Origin of the sequence: Staphylococcus sp. HMSC36A10 (assembly GCF_001838845.1) — a bacterium.
Lineage (GTDB): Bacteria > Bacillota > Bacilli > Staphylococcales > Staphylococcaceae > Staphylococcus > Staphylococcus aureus.
In genome coordinates this window covers 1-2333 of sequence record NZ_KV839098.1, presented here as the reverse complement: position 1 = coordinate 2333, position 2333 = coordinate 1, and the positions used below count along the sequence as shown (strand labels likewise).

Annotated in this window: 6 protein-coding genes; all 6 read right to left on the bottom strand. The window is 30.3% G+C overall.

Annotated elements, in window-relative coordinates; genetic code table 11:
- The coding region (locus HMPREF3247_RS14315; RefSeq protein WP_373880238.1) for an immunity protein YezG family protein at nt 1-67 on the bottom strand (67 nt) is incomplete at its 3' end.
- A 37-nt stretch (nt 68-104) separates the two neighbouring features.
- A complete protein-coding gene (locus tag HMPREF3247_RS05950) occupies nt 105-605 on the bottom strand; it encodes a TIGR01741 family protein (RefSeq protein ID WP_070866206.1) in 501 nt (166 codons plus the stop codon).
- Nucleotides 606-615: 10 nt separating this feature from the next.
- On the bottom strand, nt 616-1116 hold the full coding sequence (locus HMPREF3247_RS05945) for a TIGR01741 family protein (RefSeq protein WP_000143874.1): 501 nt from the start codon (nt 1114-1116) through the stop codon (nt 616-618).
- A 10-nt stretch (nt 1117-1126) separates the two neighbouring features.
- The gene (locus tag HMPREF3247_RS05940) at nt 1127-1627 is read right to left on the bottom strand and encodes a TIGR01741 family protein (protein WP_000141943.1); all 501 of its coding nucleotides are present in this window, start codon (nt 1625-1627) and stop codon (nt 1127-1129) included.
- A gap of 10 nt (nt 1628-1637) precedes the next feature.
- On the bottom strand, nt 1638-2138 hold the full coding sequence (locus HMPREF3247_RS05935) for an antitoxin YezG family protein (protein ID WP_000142111.1): 501 nt from the start codon (nt 2136-2138) through the stop codon (nt 1638-1640).
- Nucleotides 2139-2148: 10 nt separating this feature from the next.
- The coding region (locus HMPREF3247_RS05930) for a TIGR01741 family protein (RefSeq protein ID WP_142349148.1) at nt 2149-2333 on the bottom strand (185 nt) is incomplete at its 5' end.

Here is a 2333-nt window from a genome sequence, read left to right as displayed (position 1 = left end):
TTGTATATACCTTTTCCCACTCTACTGGTATCATTCCACTAATCTCATTCGCAATCTTGTTGTACATTTCATTTAGTTTTTCTTCGAAAGTCATGTTATCGCCCCTATAGTTCAGCTTCATCTTGCTCTTTAATAAATTGCTCGATTTCTTTAACTTTATTAATTTCATATTCCGTTTCTGGTAAAATTCCAAATTTTTTATACATATAGTAGTTTTCCTTTCCTGATGGACCAAAACCTAATTTAATCCAATCTATATAATCAAACGATACTTTCAAATTACCCTCTCTTGTAAAATCAAATTCACATGATGTCCATGGTTCAAGACCTTCTTTTTTAAATAAATCCCTCAAATTCATAAACAAGTAATAAAGATTCATCCATAAATCATCAAATATTTCTTCTGAAATATTATAATCTCTAGATATATCCGTGTAATAATTCAATTCATCGCTACCTGGTTTAGTATAATTAAAAATGACCTCTCCACCTTGATCAGTTACATAGGCAATTGTATATATATTTTCCCATTCTACTGGTATCATTCCACTGATTTCATCTGCAATTTCATTGTACATTTGACTTAGCTTTTCTTCGAAAGTCATGTTATCGCCCCTATAGTTCAGCTTCATCTTGCTCTTTAATATATTGCTCGATTTCTTTAACTTCTTCCATTTCGTATTCCATTTCTGGTATAACCCCAAATTTTTTATACATATAATAATTTTCACGGCCTAATTGATCAAACTCTGTATTTATCCAATCAATATAATCAAATGAAACTTTTAATTTACCGTCTCTTGTAAAGTCAAATTCGCATGATGTCCATGGTTCTAAATCTTCTTCTTTAAATATATTTCTTAACTTTTGAAATTGTTTATACAACTCATACGCTGAATCCATAAATTCTGATTCCGATATATCATATTTATTTAATACACTAGTATAATAGTATAATTCATTACTTCCAGGTTCTGTGTAATAGTAGAACACTTCTCCTCCTTCATCATCTACATAGGCAATTGTATATACCTTTTCCCATTCTACCGGTATCATACTGTTAATCTTATTCGCAATCTCGTTGTACATTTCACTTAATTTCTCTTGGAAAGTCATATTATCTCCCCTATAGTTCAGCTTCATCTTGCTCTTCAACATAATCTTTTATTTTTTTAACCCAATTTATGGCATATTCTTTTTCAGGCCAAATTCCAAATTTTTTATACATGTAATAATGTTCTCTTCCCATTTGTCCAAACTCTGAATTCGCCCAATCTATATAATCAAATGAAACATTCAATTTGCCGTCTCTTGTAAAGTCAAATTCACATGATGTCCATGGTTCGAGTCCTTCTTCTTTAAATAAATTCCTTAAATTCTTAAACAAATCATATAAATCCATCCATAAATCATCAAATACTTGCACAGAAACATTATACTCCTTAGGTATATCGGTGTAATAATTCAAGTCATCACTACCTGGTTTAGTATAATTAAAGAATACTTCACCTCCTCCATCATCTATATAAGCCATTGTATATACTTTTTCCCACTCTACCGGTATCATACTGCTAATCTCATTCGCAATCTCATTATATAATTTGCTTATTTTCTCTTCGAAAGTCATGTTATCACCTCTATTGTTCAGCTTCTTCTTGCTCTTTAATATATTGTTCGATTTCTTTAACTTCTTCCATTTCATATTCCATTTCTGGTATAACCCCAAATTTTTTGTACATATAATAATTTTGACGGCCCAATTGATCAAACTCTGTATTTATCCAATCTATATAATCAAAAGATACATTCAATTTGCCATCTCTTGTAAAGTCAAATTCGCATGATGTCCATGGTTCAAGCCCTTCTTCTTTAAAAGTTTCTCTTAACTCATCAAACATTCGATAAACTTTAAACCATGAATTCTTAAAAATATCTTTTGAGACATTGCAATCTTTAGGTATGTCTGAATAATAATTTAATTCATCACTACCTGGTTTAGTATAATTAAAAATGACTTCTCCAGCTTGATCAGTTACATATGCTATTGTAAATACTTGCTCCCATTCTACTGGTATCATCCCACTAATCTCATTCGCAATCTCGTTATACATTTGACTTAGTTTTTCTTCGAAAGTCATATTATCTCCCCTATAGTTCAGTTTCTTCTTGTTCTTTAATATATTGCTCGATTTCTTTAATTTCTTCCATTTCGTATTCCATTTCTGGTAAAACACCAAACTTTTTATACATATAATAGTTTTCACGGCCTAATTGATCAAACTCTGTATTTATCCAATCAATATAATCAAACGATACTTTCAAATTACCCTCTC

Coding starts and splice junctions, on each gene's coding strand:
- HMPREF3247_RS05935 (WP_000142111.1), bottom strand. CDS start 2,138: ATGACTTTCGAAGAAAAACTAAGTCAAATGTATAACGAGATTGCGAAT.
- HMPREF3247_RS05945 (WP_000143874.1), bottom strand. CDS start 1,116: ATGACTTTCCAAGAGAAATTAAGTGAAATGTACAACGAGATTGCGAAT.
- HMPREF3247_RS05950 (WP_070866206.1), bottom strand. CDS start 605: ATGACTTTCGAAGAAAAGCTAAGTCAAATGTACAATGAAATTGCAGAT.
- HMPREF3247_RS05940 (WP_000141943.1), bottom strand. CDS start 1,627: ATGACTTTCGAAGAGAAAATAAGCAAATTATATAATGAGATTGCGAAT.